A 21,922-nucleotide genomic window follows, 5' to 3' on the forward strand; every position below is an offset into this window, starting at 1 on the left:
TGCACCTAAGACTGCGCTGGTAGAAAGAGACGGTGGATGGGGGAATAAATCGGAAACAACAGTCGCCAAGACTTTCGGTGGCTGTTGGTGATCGCCAAGGTAGCCACGTACTTTGCGACCATCGGTTCAAAACGTTCAGTTACAACAAATCGGGATCCGCGGCACGCTCACCCGCCGTCAACGCGTACATGTCACGAATAAGCTGCTTATCGCACTCTCGCTGCTCGACCTTTCGACGAGCAAACATTCGTTTTTGGGTATTGATCATCACGTCAGCGGGCAACAACGACGTTTGGCCAAAAAGTCGTGCATAGTTGACGTAGCTCGGCACGTTCGACGTAACGAAGCCATACATCATGCTACACACCCCGATCACCTTTCCGGTGAAAATGCTGGTGTTGATCGCCGTCTTGGAATAGTCACCGATAAAGCATCCCAGAAACTGCATTCCCGTCGCCACTTTGTCGTTGCCGTAAGTGATGTTGATTTTACCGTACGTATTCTTCAAATCACTGTTACAGGTTCCCGCTCCCAAGTTGATCCAACTGCCAAGGTAGCTGTGTCCTAGGAAACCATGATGCTGTTTGTTCGTGTAAGGTTCGATCACGGACGCTTCGACTTCGCCACCAATCTTGACGGTATGGCCCAACGCAACTCCATCTTTTAACGCTGCGTGCTCGATCACTCGAGTCCCACGTCCCGCATGAACAGGCCCTGACAAGTAGCAAAAAGGCCCGACGTTGACGTTGTCTTCAAATACAATCGGTCCTTCGGACGAATCAACAACGGCGTACTCACCCACCTTGACGTTGGCTCCGGCGAAAACACCGTCCATGATTTCTTGGTAGTTGCCTCGACGCAAACGATCATTCATCGATGCCGGCATTTCCTGCATGTGAAGCTTCACAATGTCGTGAGGCCAACGAAACACGCTCAGCGTTTCAGCGATCGGTTTTAAGTCCATCGCCGAGGACAACAACGATTCGGTCGCCGACTTGTTCGAGGCAGCGTCCATCTCGATAGCTTTCGCCAAATCGCCGGCCGTGATCCGAGCGGCCAAAACCGACTGGTCCTCGGTATCGACGATCACGCATGACTGATTTGACTTCGCAAAGGACACCAATCGTTCTCGGGTGGCTACCGATGGACACAATCGTGCATTGATTAGTAGCACACCGTCCTTATCGTCCGACCATTGCGAATCGCTGAGCGTCGACGGAGGTGACTTCAATCCCAAATCAAGCTCTTGGATCATCTGCAAATGAGATCGGACAGATCCAAATTTCTTACCCGGCAAATCTTCGAGCCAGTCCAATAGCCGATATCCGGCGCAAGTGATTGCATACGCTGGGCGAGCGATCGCGACCGGCTGCAGATCGTCCACGTGCGAATCTTCAAAGCAAACAACGATCATGAGCGGTCAGAGCAGATACGAGAGAAGAGTGGGTTTGTAGGGCTGGTGCAGTTTAATCGTTTTGCCCGATCAATCTCAGCCCACCAAAGCGGGAAAGATGGATCCGCATACGAGGTCGCGAATTAGCCTTGTCAAAGGCGCCTATTCGTCCCCGTCCCCCAATCTTTATATGCGTATCCCTCTGCAAGTTATCATCTGCACCGCTCTCGCTGTTTCCATCGCTGTGCCAGTCCTGTGCCCGGCGGTCGAGGTTAGCGATGCGAGCAGTTCAAGTGGCGTGAGCATGGCAGCGGACATAACAGTGGGCGGGGCAGTGGACATCGCAGCGGACGGCGCAGTGGACGGGGCAGTGGACGGGGAGGATAACGATGACCCGCAAACTTACCTAAGAAACTTGATCGCAAAACTCGACGATGACGAGTTTCTAAGTCGGTTGAAAGCTCGTCAAAGACTTGCCGATCATGCCATGAACTTCGGGATCGACGATTTGAAGCAGGGGCTTCATCATGAATCGATCGAAGTTCGGCTGGCGACCCAAGCGATCATTCGCGAGGCCGAACAAGCAAGGCAGGATGAACAACTGCTTCAGTTCATCAATCCCAGAGTTCCAGTTGCTCAGCTCGCGACACCGGGTTGGAATCAATTTGCGTCCTGCGCGGGAACCGATTTGCACGCCCGGCGAAGCTATGCGGCCATTTTAAAAAAGTACCCGTTTCTCTTTCGAGCGATGCCGCTGGGGACTTCCGACAACGAAACAACACTCGATCCGTATCGCTTGGGTGTGGAAGATCAGGATCGGTGGATCATCTTGCTCACCGAACAGATCATTGCGAATCGAATGCCGGAATCGAATTCGCGAGTCGTTGCTCAATCCAAACGCATCGCGACGGCACTGACTAACACCGCACTCGGCCCTGACACTAGCTTGGCGAAATCCACTCATCAAAGTTCGGCAATTGTGATCCAACGCTTGATCGGCGTGTGGTTGAACGAGTCCAAACCGGCCCAGCACTGCGACCGTACTCGATTGCTGGTGGCCACACGTTACCACTGCGACAACGAGGCAGGGGAAATTGCTTCGAGTGTGCTAGCGGATCCTTCGTCGAGCCCATCTGCGGTGGTCACCGCAATGCTGGTCGCGTCAAAACTAAATCGCAGCGACTTTCACTTTGACTTTTCATCTTTCACCGCCGACACACGAACTGCTCATGTCTGGCAAATGATCGCCGATCGAAAAGTCAAAATCCGGACCCAGGTCCGCGACGTTGCGATGGCGTTAAGACTTCACCACCACCACTTTGATCCACGCCAATTTGGCTTTGAACATCTCGAGGCCGATCCGTTAGTCGGTTTTCGCGACTACAGCCTGGGCTTCACCGATGACGTTTCAAGACACGCAGCTCATCAGCGAGCCGCAGAAGCACTCATTCATCCATCAATGGACGATTAAAGGCGATTCATGGCGATCCCCAGACGGTGCCAGCCCGATTGCACGGGCTGCGAAAAACGAATGTCACAGAGACATCCCAATCGCAGCCGGCTGACCAAAAGAACGCGAAAAAGAAAAATGAGGGCGCTGGGACTCGAACCCAGGACCAACGGATTAAAAGTCCGTTGCTCTACCGACTGAGCTACGCCCTCGGGGAGACTCACCGCGGGGTGACGGATAGAGCCAAAAAGCGGAGCGGACAGGATTTGAACCTGCGGAACGGTTTGACCCGTTCACCGATTTAGCAAACCGGCGCTTTCGACCACTCAGCCACCGCTCCGTGGCCAGACTCAAAGCAAGTCTGGTCGTTGATCGAGTCGAGATTGTGCTGGAAAATGTCCATTTACGCAACCCTCAACTTTCCAGTCTTTCTGTGGTCTTTAGACTCGCAATGTTGGCACCGGGTTCACCTCGGACATCCGTTGCGGTTAGTTTCTTAGAAGACCGCGAATTTTGCACCGTCTGAAGCACTTTCATGCCCTCCAGCGTCCCTCCAACCGAACCTCTCCGCGTCGCACCGCCGCCGGGATCGCCACTGGTCACGCACGTTTCTCACGCTGCTATGGCAACAAATTTTGTGGTTTTGCTGCCCGAGAACCAATCTCACCAAGTCGAAACGGCTGTCCAAGCACTCGAAAGCCTCGATGACATCGAAGCCAAGCTAACGGTCTATCGCCCCACCAGCGAAGTCTCTCGGATTAACCAGGGTGGCCAGCAATGGACCAAGGTCTCGGCGGAAACATTTTCGATCATCGAAAAAGCAATTCTTTGGAGCACCCAAACCAACGGAGCCTTCGATATTTCAGCAGGCCCGCTGATCGAGGCCTGGGGGTTCACTCAGCGCAGCGGACGAAAACCGAACCAGGCCCAAATTGAAACCGCTCTTCAGCAGGTCGGATATCAGTTCATTGAATTGGATGTCGACACCCGGCGAGTTCGTTTTGCGAAACCTGGGATGTCCATCAACCTTGGAGCCATTGGAAAGGGCGAGGCTTTGGACTGCGTTAAACGCTATTTGATGCACGCTGGCGTCGACGATTTTCTTATCCACGGCGGCAGCAGCAGCGTCGTGGCTCGCGGCGACCAATTTCCCGGCAGCGAACTGGGCTGGGCCGTCGGGATCGCTCACCCCACCAAACCCAAACATAGACTCGCCGGGGTATGGCTTAAGAACGCCTCGGTTGCGACCAGCGGAAGCGGCAAGCAGTTCTTTCACCACAAGGGCAAACGCTTTGGTCATGTGATTGACCCGCGGACAGGCTATCCCGCAGGTGACCTATTGTCCTTGACTGTTTTGACCAACAGTGCGGCCGATGCCGATGCGATGGCAACCGGATTATTCGTTGCCGGAACCCCCAGCTTTGAATCAATGCGAACCGCCCCATGGTGGCCAACACTGATCTCGGTGGCCGCTGCAACTCGCCAAGACGAAGTGCAAGTCACCTCGCAAGGAGAAATCGTCTGGGTGGACGAATGAAAAACGGCACTCGTTACCGAGTGCCGTTTGATGCCTTTCGCAGGGTTACTTAATGCAGGGCTAGACGCCGACTTCCATCGAAGTGCCCATCGTTTGGCCGGGTGCCGGCAGGTTGCTGTGACCTTCAAGGTAGATATCGATCGCACGAGCCGCACCGCGGCCTTCGTTGATCGCCCACACCACCAAGCTTTGTCCGCGGCGGCAATCGCCTGCCGCAAACACGCCTTCGATGTTGGTCGTGAACTTACCGTGAACCGCTTGGAAGTTGCTGCGTGGATCGACTTCCAATCCCAACGATTCAGCAACGTACTGCTCGGGACCCAGGAAACCCATCGCTAACAAAATAAGCTGAGCGGGCCAAACCTTTTCGCTTCCTTCGACTTCCGACATCGCCCAACCGCCGTCGTCTTTACGCGTCCAGGCAACATTGACGGTCTTGATACCGCTCAGGTTTCCGTCTTCGTCTTTCAGGAATTCCTTACTGAGAATCTGGTACTCACGAGGATCCTTTCCAAACTTCGCTTCGGCTTCTTCGTGGCCATAGTCCACGCGGAATACGCGAGGCCACTCTGGCCACGGGTTATCAGGCGAACGATCTTCGGGTGGCTTTGGCAATAATTCAAAGTTCACCAAACTGCGGCAGCCATGACGAAGCGACGTGCCAATGCAGTCGGTTCCCGTGTCACCACCGCCGATGACGATCACATCCTTGCCTTCGGCACTGATGAAACCGTCCTCTAGCGATTCGTTGTGAACCATTTGGCGAGTGTTGGCAGTCAAGAACTCCATCGCGAAATGAACGCCCTTGGCATCCCGATTATCAATCGGCAAGTCACGAGGCTTCGTTGCACCACAGGCAAGCAGAACGGCGTCGAAATCCTTCTGCAAATCGGATGGCTGGATATCCTTGCCGACATTCACCCCCGTTACGAACGTGATCCCTTCGGCAGTCATCTTGTCGACTCGACGTTGGACGGCTTCCTTGGACAATTTCATGTTAGGAATGCCGTATTGCAACAAACCACCGATGCGGTTGGCTCGTTCGTACACGGTGACCAAGTGCCCAGCTTGATTCAGTTGGTCAGCAGCCGCCAACCCCGACGGACCACTACCGACGATGGCAACCTTTTTGCCGGTTCGATCTTCCGGTGCTTTAGCGACGATCCAACCTTCTTCCCAAGCACGATCAACAATCGCATTTTCGATATTCTTGATCGTCACGGGCGGATTGGTGATTCCCAAAACGCAAGCGCCTTCGCACGGGGCAGGGCAGGTGCGTCCGGTAAACTCCGGGAAGTTGTTGGTCTTATGCAACCGTTCAATCGCTTCTTTCCAACGGTTGTTGTAGACCAAGTCATTCCACTCGGGAATCAAATTATCGATCGGACATCCGGTCGTCGATTGGCAAAACGGCACGCCGCAATCCATGCACCTTGCGCCTTGCTCTTTAAGCTGCTCGACGCGTGGTTCAGTGTAGATTTCGTCGTAGTCGTTGATGCGAACAACTGGCAGACGCCATGGCACTTTTTTGCGGTCAAATTCTTTGAATCCGGTGGGCTTGCCCATGATGTTGTCTCGTTGGTTGGGAAGTGTAAATGGCTATGTATTAAGTCAATGAAACAACGGGCTATACCGCTGCGGCTTGCTTTTCTTTCATCTCTAACAGCACTCGCTTGTAGTCGATTGGCATGACCTTGACGCACTTGGCAAGGAAGCCTGACCAATCTTCCAAAACGCGAGCAGCTTGCTGGCTGCCAGTGAACTCAAGATGCTTTTGGATGAGTTCTTTGACATCGGCTTCTTCCTCGGGCGAATCAATTTTCTCCAGAGCGATCGTTGCCAAGTTGCAGTTCAAGCTGAAGTCGCCGTCCTCATCGAGCACGTACGCGATTCCGCCAGACATCCCGGCAGCGAAGTTGCGTCCGGTTTTGCCCAGACAAACCACGCGTCCGCCAGTCATGTACTCGCAACCATGATCACCCAGACCTTCAACCACGGTCTTAGCACCACTATTGCGAACGCAGAAACGTTCGGCAGCGCGACCGTTGAAGTACGCCTCGCCGCTTGTTGCACCATACAGGCACACATTTCCGACAAGAATGTTGTCCTCGGGTTTGAACGTGCTTTCCTTAGGTGGCTTGACGACGATTCGGCCGCCTGACAATCCCTTGCCGACGTAATCATTCGCATCACCTTCAAGATTGATCATCACGCCGTGAGCTAAGAAAGCCCCCAAGCTCTGACCCGCCGAACCATTAAGCTCGATCCGAATCGTGTCGTCAGGTAAGCCCGCTTGCCCATACTTCTTGGCTACTTCGTTACTCAAGATCGTACCGACGGTGCGGTTGATGTTGATGATCGGCGACTCGATCACAACACGCTCGCCGTTTTCGATCGCGGGCTTGGCTGCATCGAGCAACTTGGTCATGTCAAGCGACAACTCCAACCCGTGATCCTGGGCCATGCTACAAATCACACCCACGTTTTCGTGCGCGCGATGGGCTGGCATCAAAACCTTGGTCAAATCAAGCCCGTCGGCTTTCCAGTGCTTAATCGCAGCATCAGTCTTCAACAAATCACTACGTCCGACCATTTCGTCGATCGTGCGAACTCCAAGCTTGGCCATGATTCGCCGAGCTTCCTCAGCCACCATGAACAAGTAGTTGACCACGTGCTCTGGCTTACCAGTGAACATTTTGCGTAGGTCGGGGTCCTGCGTCGCGATGCCGACCGGGCATGTGTTCAAGTGACACTTCCGCATCATGATGCATCCCAGCGTTACTAATGGGGCGGTCGAAAAACCAAACTCTTCGGCTCCCAAAAGCGCTGCTATCACCATGTCACGGCCAGTCTTCAATCCACCATCGGTTTGCAAGACGACTCGCGAACGAAGATCATTCAGAACCAGAACTTGGTGGGTCTCGGCGATACCGAGTTCCCATGGCAGTCCCGCGTGCTTAATGCTCGTCAACGGCGACGCTCCCGTCCCGCCGGTGTCACCGGAGATCAAAATGTGATCCGCGTGAGCCTTCGCAACACCCGATGCAATCACACCGACGCCAACCTCGGAAACCAGCTTCACGCTGATGCGAGCCGCACGGTTTGCATTCTTCAAATCGTGGATGAGCTGCGCCAAATCCTCGATCGAATAAATGTCGTGGTGAGGAGGCGGGCTGATCAATCCCACACCCGGAGTGCTGTAACGGATATTGGCGATGTATTGGTCGACCTTCTTGCCCGGCAATTCTCCACCCTCACCAGGCTTAGCACCTTGCGAGATCTTGATTTGAATTTCGTCAGCATTGGTCAAGTAGTCAATCGTGACACCAAAACGACCTGATGCGACTTGCTTGATCGCACTTCGTTTTGAATCACCGTTTTCCATCGGCTTGAACCGAACGGGATCTTCGCCACCTTCGCCGGTGTTGGACTTGCCGCCCAAGCGGTTCATTGCAACGGCGAGTGTCTCGTGCGACTCTGCACTGATACTGCCAAGAGACATCGCGCCGGTGCAGAACCGCTTGACGATGTCTTTGGCTGGTTGAACTTCATCCAGGGGAATCGCTTTGACATCGTCAAAGTTAAAGTCCAACAATCCACGCAGAGTGCATCGATTCTTGTTGTCCTGGTTGATCGTGTGAGCGAACTTCCAGTAGGCGTCTTCGTTGTTGTTGCGAGCGGCAACCTGCAAACTTGAAATCGACTCCGGGGTCCAGGCGTGCTTTTCGCCTTCGGCTCGCCAATGGAATTCACCCAAGTTGGGAAGCTGAGCAAGCTTGTCGTCGACTTTGTTGGGGTAACCCAGTTCATGGCGACGCATCGTTTCTTCCGCCAAGATATCGAAGGACACTCCTTGAATGCGGCTAGCCGTGCCGACGAAGCATTTGTCGATCACTTCGTCACGCAGCCCCAAGGCTTCGAAGATCTGGGCACCCTTGTAAGATTGCAGCGTGCTAATGCCCATCTTGGCCATGACTTTCAGCATGCCCTTGGCAACACTCTTTCGATACGCAGCCACGATCTTGTCGTCGTCAAGTGATTCGGCCAGCAACCCATCGCGGCGTGATTGCCAAAGCGACTCAAAAGCCAAGTACGGGTTGATGGCATCTACGCCATAGCCCACCAACAAGCAGTGGTGGTGAACTTCACGAGCCTCGCCGGTTTCTACAACCAGACCAATTCGGGTGCGTTTCGCCTGTGCCACCAAGTGATGATGAACCGCTCCGGTTGCCAACAAAACCGAAACGGGTACACGATCGTGACTGATTTCACGATCGCTAAGCACGACGATTTGGATACCGGCATCGGCAGCCGCTTCGGCTTCTTGGCAGATACGATCAAGAGTCTTCTGGAGACCGGCTTTGCCTTCGCTGCGAGGGAAGGTGATGTCGATCGTGACCGAGTGCCAGCCCGCATAATCAATATGCTTCAAAGCGGCAATTTCTTCGTTGGTCAAAATGGGATGATCAACCAACAGGCGGTGACAATGCTCTGGCGTTGCTTCAAGCAGGTTTTGCTCGGGGCCGATGTAGCACTCCAGCGACATGATCACTTCTTCACGAATCGAGTCAATCGCCGGGTTGGTCACCTGGGCGAACAACTGCTTGAAGTAGTCATAGATCATTCGCGGCTTGTCGGACAAACACGCCAACGCACTGTCGTTCCCCATCGATCCAACCGGGTCACGCAATTGTTCGATCAACGGGCGGAGCATGAACTTCATCGTTTCGGCGGTGTAACCAAACGCCTGCATTCGCGGCAAAAGTGAATCGCCGTCAAAGCCGTGACCCTCGGCTTCAGGGTGCAAGTCGGCCAAGCGGATGCGTTGATCCTTTAGCCACGCGCCGTATGGCTTCTTCGATGCGAAATCGCTCTTGAGTTCTTCGTCAGGAATCAATCGACCTTGTTCGAAGTCGATCAAGAACATTTTGCCAGGCTGCAAACGTCCCTTGGACGCCACAATCGCTGGATCAACTGGCAATACACCCACCTCTGACCCCATGATCACACGATCGTCTTTGGTGATGTAATAACGACTCGGTCGAAGTCCATTTCGGTCTAAGGTCGCACCAATGTAATGCCCATCGGTAAACACGATCGAAGCGGGACCATCCCACGGCTCCATCATGCATGAGAAGTACTCATAGAAGGCTCGCTTCTCTTCGTCCATCGTGTCGTGCTTCTGCCACGCTTCGGGCACCATCATCATGATGGCTTCTTGCAATGTCCGACCGTTCATCAGCAAGAATTCAAGCACGTTATCAAACGAACCCGAATCGCTGCAGTGTGGTTCGACGACGGGAAACAACTTCTGCAGATCGTCGCCAAACAGCTCGCTCTTGGCTGACCCCTGACGAGCACGCATCCAGTTCTTATTACCGCGAAGCGTATTGATTTCGCCGTTGTGACTCATGAAACGAAGCGGCTGAGCACGATCCCAACTCGGGAACGTATTGGTCGAGAACCGACTATGCACCATCGCCAAGTGAGTTTCAAAATCTTCGTCGCGAAGGTCAGGGTAGTACGGCAACACTTGTGCTGGCGTCAGCATGCCCTTGTAGATAATGACCTTCGTGCTGAGCGAACAAATGTAAAACACAAGCGCTTGCTTGAGAGTATCGCTACCGCGAAGGGCGTGGCTGGCCTGCTTGTGAATCATGTACAGCTTGCGATCAAAAGCATCACCTTCGATGCCATCGGCTGCAGCGACAAACAACTGTTCGATCACGGGTTCACTTGCGCGAGCGGTTGGGCCTACATCGGCAAGGTCTGTTTCCTGAGGGACATCGCGCCATCCCAAGAATGTCTGCCCGCAATCCTTGACCAACTTCTCGATCACTTCCTTGCAATGCGCGCGTTCCTTTTCGTCACGTGGCAGAAACACATTGCCAGCGGCAAATTTACCTGGTTCAGGCAGATCAACACCGAGGTCTGACTTCGCAACTTTGCGCAAAAACTTGTGAGGTAGTCCACACATGATCCCGCTGCCGTCGCCGGTGTTGGGTTCACACCCGCAAGCGCCGCGGTGATCCATCGCGATCAAAATCTTGTCAGCGTCAAGGACGTTCTGGTGACTTGGCTTTCCCTTGATGTGAGCGATGAAACCGACACCACAGGCGTCCTTTTCAAATTCAGGATCGTAAAGACCCTGGGCAGGTGGCAAATGCATCAGCGGCTGCGCTAGCGGCAGTTGCGGAAGAACCTGTTCAGGCGACTGGCGGAGGATGTCATTCATAGGGGTTTTCCTAACTTCTTACTGACAAGTATTCGGTATTGAGTTGGTGTTCGATAATTGAATTGGCCGCGGGGCGGATTCAGGCGGTCGCGGGCAATCGACTCATGCGATCACCGACGCTTGTTTTGGATCGGGTGATCCACCGGCACTGTTGGCGGGAGGGTCACTGTGCTGCTTCTTGTTTCCGGACTTCTGCTTGCTTTCCGAAGTGATCGGACGGCCTAACAACAGCGAAGCGAACTCACTAGCCACTTCGCTCAATCGTCCCGACCGACGAAAAATGATTCCCAGGGGTCGGGTCATTCGCAATTCACGGCAAGGCACCACCCTCAGTGACCCCGTCGCCGTTTCGCGCCGAACCGCCGCCTCAGGCAAAACGCCGATGCCACGATTAGCTTGGATCGCCCGAATCATGGAATCCGCATTGTCGAACTCCATTCGGACGTCCACTTCCACACCGGCCTCGGACATGAAACGGTCGATCTCCTGACGCAGCAAAAGCCGTCGATCGAAACCGATCATTTCCATTCCGCTCAGTTGCGATAACCGAACCTCGCGGCAATCCGCTAACGGGTGCTTGTCACTGCAAACCAACTTCACCGGCTCAAGTTGCCAGTCGATGCACTGAATTGACTTGGAGTTCCGCGGGTAGCTTACCAAACCAAAGTCCACTTCGCCTTCGGTAACCATCTCAATCACTCGGTCCACAGGACCAAACTGAGATCGAACATCCACGCCGGGGTGCAACCGAGCAAACACCTCAGTCGCCTCAGGCATGTAGCTCAAACCCACCGAAACGATGCTGCCGATGGTGACTTGCCCCGACAAACGCTTACGGATGCTGCGAACCTCGTCCTCGAGCCGTTGATAGCTACGCAGGATTCCTCGAACGCCTCGCAAATAGGCCAGGCCCTCGGCAGTCAGCAAAAGCGGCCGTTTGGAACGGTCGATAAGCGTTACTTCCAAGCACTCTTCAAGCTGGGCAATCGACTGACTCGCAGCCCCTTGAGTCAAGCCGTGAGCGGCCGCAGCCCGGGAAAAGCTTCGTTGATCGGCAATCGTACAGAAAAGTTCGAGCGTGCGAAGGTGCAACGCAGCCTCTTAGTATTAACATCACTAATAGAGCCATCCCTAACATCAAATCCGTCGATCGACAGAGTAGATACTTCCACCGTAAGCGTCAAGTCTCTCGCTCCATCGCAGCGTCGACCGTCCCTTTGAGCCCCATTCTTTGCCAGCAATAGCACCGGCATGACCACTCCGACAGCGGACGCCCGGCCCGGCTTCGCCGAACAGTCTCGCCGAACAGTCTCGCCGAACAGTCTCGCCGAACAGTCTCGCCAATCACGCGGGCCCCCAAAATATCGCGATCGCTACAAAGTTGCCCCCGAAGCACTCGCGAGAGCCACAAGCCACAAGCCACAAGCCACGGCTAAAAACCATAAGACTGCATGGAGCACGATGGCAATCGCGCGAGACTTGCCCCCCACCCACGACCAGTCCGTAGCGATCGGCTCGCCAACGCTATCACGGCGTCCCAGTTCACCGAGCCAAAATTTCGGACTTAGGCAATCGCATTTCGGCGAAAACGCTTGGGAAGCGTGAAGGCGTACAAAATGGTGATCGTGCCGCCGGCAAGCAACATCCAAGGCATCCATTCTTTTGGTCGCCAAACTTTGGCGGTCGCCGATGGACTTCCCGCAGGATTGATAAAACTCGACGGACGTGTCTCGTTGGCCGAGTACATGCTGGCACTGTCGATAACCAAACACTCGGCGCCAACAATGATCGCCATGATGCCGAGTGCGAGAAAGATAGATCGCCACATGGGAGGAAACGCTTCCGGCTGATTGAAGAATCCAAAGAAGTCCGTGGACACTCACCGAGCGCCCGCACGCTCCTTTATCGAGCGGCAACGACGTTCAGCGGTAGGGTTTTTCAATTGCCCTTCGCGATCGATAAATCCCGAATGATCGAGACCGAACAATCGCGTTAATCGATCCAACGTTTCATCAGCCCTTCATAGGCGTCGATTCGGCGATCTCGAAAGAATGGCCAATGGGTTCGCACCACGTCGATATCATCCATCGAGCAATCGGTTGTCACCAAACACTCATCCTGGGTTCGATTCTCCGCCGCAATCTCGCCTCGAGGCGAAGCAACAAACGAGGTGCCCCAGAATTCCAAGTTGCCTTCGATACCAACACGATTGGCGGCACCGACCCACAATCCATTGCTGATCGCGTGCGCTCGCATCGCCGTTTGCCAAGCATCTTGCTGACCAGCTCCAAACTCGGCTTTCTCTTCGTGAATCCAACCAATGGCTGTTGGATACAACAAGATTTCGGCACCCGCGAGTGCCAACAGACGTGCGGTTTCGGGATACCATTGATCCCAACACACCGCAACACCAAGCTTGGCATAGCGAGTTTGAATAGGTGTGAAGCCAAGGTCGCCCGGTGTGAAGTAAAACTTTTCGTAGAACAAAGGGTCATCGGGAATGTGCATCTTTCGATACGTCCCCGCGATGCTGCCGTCGGCATCAATCACGACCGCCGTGTTGTGGTAAAGACCAGGGGCACGTCGTTCGAACAGAGGCACAACGACGACAACCTCGTGCTTGGCAGCGACTTTGGAAATCGCCTCGGTTGTGGGTCCGGGGATGGATTCCGCCCAGTCGAACATCCGATGATCTTCCGATTGGCAAGGGTAAGGCCCGGTGAATAGCTCCTGCAGACAAATCACCTGTGCACCGTCGGCAGCGGCTTTTTCTATCCACCCCAGAGCCGCATCCACATTCTTTTCACGAGTTCCGGCATCTCGCATTTGAACGAGCGATAGACGAACATTTCGGACCACGGTTATTACTTTCGTTGTTAATGAATTGAATGAAGCGAGAAGTCAGTTCCCAAATGGGCAATCCTAAATCGACCGCGTTGTTTTTTGCAGGTACCGACACTGATGTGGGCAAAACCTATACCGCATCACTGGCGGCCAAGCATTTTGCCAGCCGTGGCTTACGAGTGGGCGTCTACAAACCAGTCGCCAGCGGTTGCCGTTGCGAAAACGGCGTTCGAATTGCAGACGACGCCGCATCACTATGGCACGCCGCTGGTCAACCGCGAACACCCGACGAAGTCTGTCCGCAAAAATTTCTCGCCCCTTTGGCTCCACCCGAAGCCGCCAAACTCGAAAACTGTTTTGTTGATGACGAACAACTACTCGCAGGCCTGCTACCTTGGCTCGGTTCAGACTTCGACGTCACGATCATCGAAGGTGCCGGCGGCTTGATGAGCCCGTTGTCGACCGAACTATTAAATGTCGATTTGATCAACCGCATGAGTGACCTAATCTCAGAGCAATTTCCGCAGACTCATTTTGCAACGATCGTGGTTGCTGCCAATCGACTCGGCGTGATCCATCAAACACTTGCCACTCTTGCGGCGGCCGCTTCTCGCGATCTTCAAGTGGAGGGCGTCATTCTTTCGCATCCCACACCCACGTGCGATTCTTCCGCAGCCAGCAATGCCGCACAAATTGCTCGATTCAGTGACGCAAAAATACTCGGCGAGGTACGCCATGGAGCAACGCACCAAGACTTGAGTTTCCTAACCGCTTGATCTCTTCACTCTGATAGCGTCACTCACTCTTCTTCTGACTCATCCTCGATAAAGTTCAGCGAGGCACTGTTCATGCAATAGCGTTTGCCCGTTGGTGCGGGGCCATCATTAAACACGTGACCAAGGTGTGCGTTGCAACGCGAACAATGCACTTCGGTACGAGGGTAAAACAAGAAGCGATCTGTTTTGTAACCGACCTGCTTGTCGCTCATCGGTGCAAAGAAACTTGGCCAACCGGTACCCGAGCGGAACTTCGTTTCGCTTGAAAACAGGTCCTGCCCACAAACGACGCATTCATAGACGCCTTTGAGCTTGTAGTTCCAGTAGCGGTTCTTTCGCGCCGGCTCAGTAGCCTCATTTTGAGTCACGTCGAACTGCATACGACTCAGACGCTTTCGCAACTCACGTTCGCTCGGCTTAACGAAGGGCTCGACGGAATCCACGGGTGGGTCCACCTTGTCTATCGTTGGCATCGTTAACTTAGCGTCGTCCATGTTCGCGTGGAGCGTTCCCGATGCGGTGTCCTTGCCTGTGTCACTCGGCTGATCGGCGAAGGCAACCATAGCAAGCATCGGCAATGCGGCACATAAAAGCCAAAGTCGTTTCATGGCGAGACTCTCTTGCGTCAAGGCGGGACGTCAAACGTGGTGGTTGAATCGGTAACCTTCCGATTGGTCATTAAATACCGGGTGCGAAAATTGGCGTTGGCAAAGTAAGGTGGGACTGCGATACGCCTATCACTCAATGCACATTATTGTATGTCCTCCGTCGACCTTCGCCAGATTTCCCTATCATTTGCCGGCCGAGAAGTCGTCAAAGATGTCGATCTGATGGTCCCATCGGGAAGCTACACCGTGTTATTAGGCCCGAGCGGATGCGGAAAAACCACGCTTCTGCGACTCATCGCTGGGATCCAAGCCCCCGATCAAGGGCAAGTATGGATTGCTGACAAGAACGTCACGAAGGTTCCGCCTCGGGCTAGAAATGTGGCGATAGTCTTTCAAAACGACGCGTCCTATCCGCACATGTCGGTGCGTCAGAGCCTGGAATTCTCAGCTAAGTCGCCCGCGATTCCTCGTTCTTTCACCCAAACTTCTGACCGTGCCAACGATCAACCGTCGCAATCGTTAGATAGGGCAATAGAGCTCACCCGGATCTCCCACCTGCTCGACCGTTATCCTGATCGACTCAGCGGAGGGGAACTGCGCCGCGTTGCGATCGCAAAAGCGGTGGCTCAAAACCGTCAAGTGCTGCTGCTTGACGAACCGCTTGCAGCCCTCGATGCAACCGCGAGCGCCGAACTAGAAATCGATCTAGTGAAGCTGCATCGCGAGTGTGGAATGACAGTGATTCATGTCACCCACGACGGACGCGAAGCAATGCGAGTAGCCGACCACATTGTTGTGATCGGCACTGGCGAAGCGAGCGGACAAATCATCCAGGAAGGGTCGCCCAACCACATCTACGCTCACCCCAATAGCCTACAGTCGGCCTCTAGCCTTACTGCGATCCCGCTGAATTTGTTCAACGCAGAGCTCACCATAGCAAACGGTGTCAAAACAATTGGAATCCGCGACCATGACGTAACACTGCATGGCGAAGGTTCTGACTGGATTCATCAGATAGGTGATATCGCGAACCCAACATTGATCATCGCCGTTCGTCCCGAAGACGTGCGTGTGGTCTCTGACTTGGGTGAATGCACGATGGCAACAGGAATGTCGCTTAACGTAGAACGATGTCGCGCGCAAAACGCGATGGGGCAGACCCTGTGGACATCGCTCGACAACGACACCCCTCGCTTCGCCCTGACAGCGCCGAGCGATAACACCAGTAGCGAGTTGCGCCAGGTGCGTTTCGAAATCGAACTAGCTCGACTGCTGTTCTTCGCCGACAACAACGGCTCGATCGGACCCTCATGATTGAATCTTTGCTTCTGTTCTTACCGATCGCATTGATCCTAGCCTTGGGTACTTTTGTACAAGCAGCCGCCGGATTTGCAGCGGGCATGCTGATCGTGCCCGCACTCTTGTGGATGGGCTATACGATTCCTGCGGCGCAGACGGCACTTCTGATTGCAACTCTTCCGCAAAACGTCGGTGGAGTTTGGTCGTTGCGCGATGAGCTGTCGGTGAAACTAATCGCAGTGCCTTGCTTGGGACGGTTTGTGTTCTTCCCGATTGGCATCTGGCTACTAAGCGAATTGGAAACTCTCTCACCTGAAACGATACGGCAAATCGTTGGTGTGTTCATCCTGGTAGCCACTCTTTGCACCATTGCTTTTCATCCTCAACCCAAACCGAAGCTTCACCCCGCTTGGTCATGGATCGTGTTTCCTCTTTCTGGTTTCTTCCAAGGCCTAGTCGGGATGGGCGGCCCGGCGATGGTGCTTTGGGTGCAAGCACACAATTGGAATACTCGAAAGAGTCGTGGATTCCTGTTTGCGATGTACTTAACCAGCTTTATTCCCTCGCTGTTGGTGCTTTATTACATGTTCGGAGCCCGTATCGTACCGCCAGCTCTCGCCGCAGCAGTGAGCGCGCCCTTGATGATCGTGGTAACAATGTGGGGACTGAAAGTCGGATCGTGGCTAGGGCGCGAACGCTTACGGGCAGTGACGTTAACGTTGCTGTTGATCATCAGCCTAAGCAGCATCGCGGCGCCTTATCTGCACTAGCTGACGGTTTCACTAGCCGGACGTCTTCACTAACCGACACTCCGAGATCTAGCTATTGCGATGGCGGTTGCCCCGTTTTATCCGATGCAAATCCTCTTCGCGTGTCAGCAACCCCCAATCCAGCGCTTGATCTTGGTTGTATTGCTTACCCAACGTCAACGCAATCGATGCTTTGGCCATCTCATAACCGAGGTAAAACGCGTGCGAAGCGTCAACGTTATCCGAAGCGGGTTGTTGCATTAATTTCTCAAACAACAAGAACGGATCGGCGTCACGAAGGTGCAAACCTGCCGCCAACACGTGAATCACGTCGTCCTGTGCAAACAGGCGATAATTGTTGTCCTTCAGCGAACTCGCTAGCGACGACAACATCTCAGTTGAAAACGGAGTTAACTTTGGATCGCGAAGCATTACCAACGCATCGGAAAGCCTCTTCGGTGGCACACCATTGCGCACACTATAGTAAGCCAACCGCCGCGCTATATCGCACTCTCGCAAACTTGAACGTGCCCAGTTGATGACCTCGGTGGTCAACACACTTTCGATTCGCAATTCTTCACAAATCGCAAGCAACATCAAATTCAACCCTGCGGAATCGACATCGGTGAGTTCAGTCAAGTTGCCGATCCCCATCATCATCGCGTGATCAGGATAGTCGTTTCTAGTTTTTGCGTAACGAACAAGGCTTCCAGCGAAGTTAGCACCGATCGGTTCCAAAATCGGATCCAATCGTATCTTGACCCCAGCAGTGTCTAGAAATCCAATATTTTTTTCAAAACTTTTTTCGTCCCCAGGAGTGTCCGGAATCACAACAACTTCGGCTCCCCAATCGCGCGCTGATTCACGATTAGATGAGTTGACTGATAAGACAAGCGAAGCACCACGACGAGTCGCTTCACTTGCTTCCCACTCGTCGAAAGTGTCCACGGATACTTGCAACCCCTGATCAATGATGGCAGCTATGTAGTCGCCGATGCGATGACATCGTTGAGTGGGATCGCAACCGAAATCAATCACATCGGCGCCATCAACAGCCGCTTGCTTAGCACGTTTCACAACGGTCTCAATTGACATCCGTGGCGCGTGATTGATCTCGGCGATGATACGGGTGTTGTATCGACTTAGATCGACGGGAACACTCTTGCCGCCAAACCATTCCGGCAGGCTTCGACAATCGACGGGCCCCAAAAGCACCGGAATTTGCGAACTTTCCTGCAGCAAAGAGATTCCTTGCTCGCAGTAGCCCGGCACAACAACATGCGTTGCTTGTGACGGCACATCCCAGTGACGCAGCAACCACTTCGGCGTAATAAGCGCGGCTACCGTGATTGGTGCTACACCAATCGAATAGGCGAAACCGTACTCATGACTAAGTTTTGAAACGACGTCGCGCAACGCCACCTCGGCAAGCTTGCCGGTGATGAAATGAAAGTGATGGTGCGGCTTAGGTTGAATGACTTGGTTCATGTTGCCTTGCATCATGATCACTGATGGGACTGCGACACAAGAGACAGCTTCAAGTTTTCGTTCTGTTTGATCAGGACTGGAAAGAGTGACCCCAAAGCGATCGGCGTGCACTAAGTCTGCGAGTGATTCGTGATCCTTACAGCGAAAAAATTGTGGACTCGTGTCACGTGTCGCTATTGACTGACACTGACGAAGCTTTACAAAGAACAAAACGAGAGATTCGTGTTTGGCAAGCTTGTGCAAAACTTGATTGCTGACGTGGCCGGGATCTCTCGTTTTTTTATGCGCTGGCTGAAACGGGCTGACCGAAGCGTGCTGACCGAATTTGCCGACCGGCGGTCCAACTGGACTGACGACGACCACTGTCGGTTTACTTCACGGTAAATTCATGCGTGTTAGATACCTGCGACGTTTTCTCGTTAGCAAGTCAACTTCGTTACTCCAGCACGCCTATCGACGACCATGAACCTGCGATGTTAGAGAAGCTTTCTTGTTGCACCTCGAGTCGCTGCTTTCAAGCGATTGACAACTTGCCGTTGATTTTCTTGCGAATTGTCACAGCAATTTCTATCTACGTATGGGCCAACGACTTTCTCAGTGAAGACAAGTACCGACTGCTGTTCTTGACACCGCGTTTCTTGTTCAAGTACCCGCACCTTGAATGGATCAAGCTGTGGCCGAGCATTGGCGCCAGCGATGGAATTTACTGGCACTTCATCGTCACGAAGATCGCCGCGATTTGCTTGGGAATTGGATTTCTCACGCGGGTTTCTGCCATCACTGCATCCTTCGGTATCGCCTATGTATTGCTTGTCGAATACCACATCTATGTCAACCATTACTACTTGCTCGCCTGCGTGAGTGCGATGCTGGCGTTCCTTCCCGCCGGAACACGTCTTTCAGTTGATGCAGCGATCGGATTGCAACAAAACCGTTTCACGATGGCACGCTGGCAGTTGGCGTTGATGCGTTTCCAACTGGGGATTCCCTATGTTTTCGGAGCGTTGGCCAAACTCAATGGCGATTGGTTAAAAGGACAACCGGCTCGATTCATTGTGCAAAACAATGGCCACATTCCTGGCATCGGGGGTTGGGACCAGTGGTCGCCCGGAATGCAAGAATTCTTCACCAACGCGTTAGCCTATGGTGGTTTCCTTTACGATTTGCTAATCGTGCCAATGCTGCTGTATCGACCTACGCGGTGGCTGGCGGTTGCCCTGTCATCGGTCTTCCACCTAACCAACGCTGCAACACTGACCATCGGAATCTTCCCCTGGTTCATGTTGGCCACAATGGTAATTTTCTTTCCTCCCGAATTTATTGCCAAGCGATGGCAAATCATCTTGGGCCGTGGTAAGGAACGATCGAGCGAGACGCCAGCGGGAACGTATGAACCGTCAACGAGAAGACTCCATCGGGTGGGGCTTGCTGCCGCCGTTGGATATGTGATCATTCAATTGCTGCTTCCGCTACGTCCGGCACTTTACGCCGGCGACGCTAACTGGAATCAACGTGGCCATCGTTTTGCGTGGCGGATGATGCTGCAAGCCAAAGATGGCTTACTGCATTTTCGGGTCAATGATCCCGCAACCGGCGACTACCTGATGGTACCATCAACAACGGTGGTGACCGCTTACCAATCTTCACATGCAGATCATCATCCGTTGATGATCCGTCGCATTGCGGACGAACTAGTCATCGCGGCAAAGGAACTTGGCATTAGCAACCCTTCCGTGCATGCCTTGGCACTGGTGTCGCTTAACGGTCGTCAACCAACGTTGATGATTGATCCCTCGGTCGACTTGGCCTCGCTGCCCGCCGACGCTCCAATGAGCGACTGGTTCATCGACGACCCCGGTGAGTTCCGAGACCCACCGTGGTTGGTTCCTAAATCACAGTGGTGGCAAAGCGTAGAATTGCCGGAACCATTCAAATCATTGCAAGGAAGAACGCCGCAAGAGCTTGAAGAATTCCTGCGTACGCTGGAAGCCCAACGTGAACAAGACGCTGATAAGTTGAAATCGCAACCTAGCTCGAAGCCGTAAGCTAGCTCACGGTCGTAAACTAGCTCATAGGGCCTACGAAAAAAGCTCGCCCCGCCGATTGGCGAAGCGAGCTTGGATAAATTTCGAGGGCGAGTTCCGACTAGTTTCGGAATAGTTCGCGAATACCGAAGGTGAAGAAGGTGCTGATGCCGTAGTTGATCAGTTGCTCTTCACACTTGTATTGCAGGATCAGGGTGTCACCAGGCTGGATGAGCGGTCGTGATCGTGGATCGTTGATCGCTTTCGCCAAGTCGACTTCGATTGCGACTTGACCACCACACTCGTCATTACGCAGGATGTACAACATTCCTGGTGGAACACCGGTGACACCACCGCCAATGCTTAGTCCGTTCTGAGCCGCCGTGCCGCCGATGCTGCTTCCAGCGATCGCCATAGCACCGAGTGCGTCAAGGTCATAGTCACGTGGCAGCGGGAACTGTCCACCGTTGAGCAAGCCACCGGTGTAGAACACTTCGGTTTCTCGCGATTCGATGTAGACAATGTCACCATCTTGCAGTCGCACTTGATCTTCGGTGATGTTAGGCACAACCCCTGGCTTGACTCGCAACGGAATCTTTAAGATCGAAGGATCCTCAGGCAACTTGGGTGGGCAAGCACATGGGTCCAGTGCCGCAGCCGCTTGCTGTGCACGCCATTGGTCCATGAACTGTGCTCGCATTCGTTGGTCGGCTTGATTAGCACGCAGGATCTTGACCTCGTTCTTAGCATTCAGACCAGGCAATCCGCCTGTTTCGACCAAGGCGTGCAAGATGTCGTTTTGGTAAGCAGGAAGCTTCACCAAACCACCTGAAGCACTGCGATCACTACCACCGGTAAGGAACTGAGCTCCTAAGTTTTGATTCGTCAAACCGCGTCCTCCCGCTACACCACCACCGTCTTCACGTACCACGATCACATCATAGGTGCGTTCTCGGATGAGAGTTACGATAGGGCGAGCCTTTTCGGTACGAAGAATGTCTTCTTCAATGTACTTCTCGCGGATCGCCTCACGAACTTGCTCAAGGGTCAAGCCGTCAACATCAAGTGGTTCGATGAGTGGTAACGACAGCGTACCATCATCCTGCACCGCGATCGGATACCCAATCGAAGGCGGAAGCGTGCTATCCGCATCCGGGAAGTTCACCGGCGGTGGCTCGGGTGGTTGGTTCGGCGGATTGAACGGCAGAACGCCTTCAATGTACACACCTAAGATGTCCCCACCGCTGATTTGATAATCGCGAGGCGGTTCGATCGACAACATGGAAATGTCTACCGGAATCAAGTCATTCTTGGGTTCCGGAAAGAACTGTGGTGGCAATCGGTCGGCGGGTACGCCGTTAATCGGTTGTGTCAATGATGCACAGCCACCAAAGGTGGTCGCCAACATACCGGCGGCCACAGCGGTCGTCGCGGTGCGAAGACACAGCTTCATTCGCCCGAAAGCTGAAAGTTTCGTATTCATCCCTGAACTCTCTTGCTTAATTCCGTTTCTGGGTTT

General features: G+C 53.7%; 15 protein-coding genes and 2 tRNA genes. 6 read left to right on the forward strand and 11 right to left on the reverse strand.

Going from position 1 to position 21,922, the window contains the following annotated elements; translation table 11 throughout:
- Nucleotides 1-139: 139 nt before the first annotated feature.
- Nucleotides 140-1,414, reverse strand: a complete 1,275-nt coding sequence (locus Pla22_RS01155; RefSeq protein ID WP_146512952.1) for a putative sugar nucleotidyl transferase — start codon at nt 1,412-1,414, stop codon at nt 140-142.
- A 169-nt stretch (nt 1,415-1,583) separates the two neighbouring features.
- On the opposite strand from Pla22_RS01155, the gene Pla22_RS01160 reads away from it, so the two are divergent.
- Nucleotides 1,584-2,864, forward strand: a complete 1,281-nt coding sequence (locus Pla22_RS01160) for a hypothetical protein (protein WP_146512953.1) — start codon at nt 1,584-1,586, stop codon at nt 2,862-2,864.
- 118 nt (nt 2,865-2,982) lie between these two features.
- On the opposite strand, the gene Pla22_RS01165 is transcribed toward Pla22_RS01160, so the two are convergent.
- Together Pla22_RS01165 and Pla22_RS01170 are read right to left on the reverse strand one after the other, a co-directional pair.
- Nucleotides 2,983-3,055 (reverse strand) — tRNA-Lys (locus Pla22_RS01165).
- 39 nt (nt 3,056-3,094) lie between these two features.
- A tRNA-Ser gene (locus tag Pla22_RS01170) sits at nt 3,095-3,183 on the reverse strand.
- Between the two features lie 282 nt (nt 3,184-3,465).
- On the opposite strand from Pla22_RS01170, the gene Pla22_RS01175 reads away from it, so the two are divergent.
- Nucleotides 3,466-4,380 (forward strand): FAD:protein FMN transferase, encoded by a 915-nt coding sequence (locus Pla22_RS01175; RefSeq protein WP_242631728.1) that lies wholly within the window; start codon nt 3,466-3,468, stop codon nt 4,378-4,380.
- Nucleotides 4,381-4,440: 60 nt separating this feature from the next.
- On the opposite strand, the gene Pla22_RS01180 is transcribed toward Pla22_RS01175, so the two are convergent.
- The 5 genes from Pla22_RS01180 to Pla22_RS01200 all read right to left on the reverse strand — a co-directional run bounded on the left by Pla22_RS01180 (nt 4,441) and on the right by Pla22_RS01200 (nt 13,474).
- Nucleotides 4,441-5,946 (reverse strand): glutamate synthase subunit beta, encoded by a 1,506-nt coding sequence (locus Pla22_RS01180; protein WP_146512955.1) that lies wholly within the window; start codon nt 5,944-5,946, stop codon nt 4,441-4,443.
- Nucleotides 5,947-6,007: 61 nt separating this feature from the next.
- Nucleotides 6,008-10,549 carry a glutamate synthase large subunit gene (gltB, locus tag Pla22_RS01185; RefSeq protein ID WP_242632000.1) on the reverse strand — a complete coding sequence of 1,514 codons (4,542 nt, stop codon included), beginning with the start codon at nt 10,547-10,549 and terminating at the stop codon, nt 6,008-6,010.
- Nucleotides 10,550-10,717: 168 nt separating this feature from the next.
- Nucleotides 10,718-11,707: a LysR family transcriptional regulator gene (locus Pla22_RS01190; protein ID WP_146512957.1), complete on the reverse strand. Its 990-nt coding sequence runs from the start codon at nt 11,705-11,707 to the stop codon at nt 10,718-10,720.
- 472 nt (nt 11,708-12,179) lie between these two features.
- On the reverse strand, nt 12,180-12,494 hold the full coding sequence (locus Pla22_RS01195) for a hypothetical protein (protein ID WP_315854120.1): 315 nt from the start codon (nt 12,492-12,494) through the stop codon (nt 12,180-12,182).
- A gap of 113 nt (nt 12,495-12,607) precedes the next feature.
- A complete protein-coding gene (locus Pla22_RS01200) occupies nt 12,608-13,474 on the reverse strand; it encodes a carbon-nitrogen hydrolase (RefSeq protein ID WP_146512959.1) in 867 nt (288 codons plus the stop codon).
- Nucleotides 13,475-13,503: 29 nt separating this feature from the next.
- Here Pla22_RS01200 and bioD point away from each other — a divergent pair, with 29 nt between their 5' ends.
- The gene (gene bioD, locus Pla22_RS01205; protein ID WP_146512960.1) at nt 13,504-14,235 is read left to right on the forward strand and encodes a dethiobiotin synthase; all 732 of its coding nucleotides are present in this window, start codon (nt 13,504-13,506) and stop codon (nt 14,233-14,235) included.
- A 23-nt stretch (nt 14,236-14,258) separates the two neighbouring features.
- Here the strand turns inward: bioD and msrB are convergent, their stop codons facing one another.
- Nucleotides 14,259-14,843 carry a peptide-methionine (R)-S-oxide reductase MsrB gene (msrB, locus tag Pla22_RS01210; RefSeq protein WP_242631729.1) on the reverse strand — a complete coding sequence of 195 codons (585 nt, stop codon included), beginning with the start codon at nt 14,841-14,843 and terminating at the stop codon, nt 14,259-14,261.
- A 150-nt stretch (nt 14,844-14,993) separates the two neighbouring features.
- On the opposite strand from msrB, the gene Pla22_RS01215 reads away from it, so the two are divergent.
- Nucleotides 14,994-16,157 carry an ABC transporter ATP-binding protein gene (locus Pla22_RS01215; protein ID WP_146512961.1) on the forward strand — a complete coding sequence of 388 codons (1,164 nt, stop codon included), beginning with the start codon at nt 14,994-14,996 and terminating at the stop codon, nt 16,155-16,157.
- Nucleotides 16,154-16,912 (forward strand): sulfite exporter TauE/SafE family protein, encoded by a 759-nt coding sequence (locus tag Pla22_RS01220; protein WP_146512962.1) that lies wholly within the window; start codon nt 16,154-16,156, stop codon nt 16,910-16,912. The genes Pla22_RS01215 and Pla22_RS01220 overlap by 4 nt, the downstream gene beginning before the upstream one ends.
- Nucleotides 16,913-16,960: 48 nt before the next feature.
- Here Pla22_RS01220 and Pla22_RS01225 read toward each other — a convergent pair whose 3' ends face one another.
- Entirely contained in the window at nt 16,961-18,379 is a 1,419-nt protein-coding gene (locus tag Pla22_RS01225) for a DUF6513 domain-containing protein (RefSeq protein ID WP_146512963.1), read from the reverse strand.
- Between the two features lie 392 nt (nt 18,380-18,771).
- Here Pla22_RS01225 and Pla22_RS01230 point away from each other — a divergent pair, with 392 nt between their 5' ends.
- Entirely contained in the window at nt 18,772-20,424 is a 1,653-nt protein-coding gene (locus Pla22_RS01230; RefSeq protein WP_146512964.1) for an HTTM domain-containing protein, read from the forward strand.
- Nucleotides 20,425-20,524: 100 nt separating this feature from the next.
- On the opposite strand, the gene Pla22_RS01235 is transcribed toward Pla22_RS01230, so the two are convergent.
- Nucleotides 20,525-21,886 carry a polysaccharide biosynthesis/export family protein gene (locus Pla22_RS01235; RefSeq protein ID WP_146512965.1) on the reverse strand — a complete coding sequence of 454 codons (1,362 nt, stop codon included), beginning with the start codon at nt 21,884-21,886 and terminating at the stop codon, nt 20,525-20,527.
- Between the last annotated feature and the right edge of the window lie 36 nt (nt 21,887-21,922).

This window comes from Rubripirellula amarantea (assembly GCF_007859865.1).
GTDB classification, from domain to species: Bacteria; Planctomycetota; Planctomycetia; order Pirellulales; family Pirellulaceae; genus Rubripirellula; species Rubripirellula amarantea.